1 protein-coding gene is annotated in these 265 nt (G+C 39.2%); it reads right to left on the bottom strand.

Translation table 11 applies throughout. From position 1 onward, the window contains the following. The coding region (locus A3738_RS10865) for a thiamine pyrophosphate-dependent enzyme (RefSeq protein ID WP_231876622.1) at nt 1-265 on the bottom strand (265 nt) is incomplete at both ends.

The following is a 265-nucleotide window of genomic DNA, read 5'->3' on the forward strand; positions in this document are numbered from 1 at the left end:
AAAGGATCAACATAAACGTTGATAAATACCAACTTGTCTTTCATTGCGAACGCTTTCTCTAAGGTAGACTCTAATTCGTCTAGCTTATTGACCGTCATACCCACATGACCATAAGACTCAACCAACTTAGTAAAGTCAGGCAATGAGTCCATGTAAGAATGAGAGTGACGAGATTCGTAATTCATGTCCTGCCATTGCTTAACCATACCTAGAGCTTGGTTGTTCAATAGCAAAACTTTCAAAGGAAGGTCATATTGCTTACACG

Source organism: Oleiphilus sp. HI0066 (assembly GCF_001635725.1).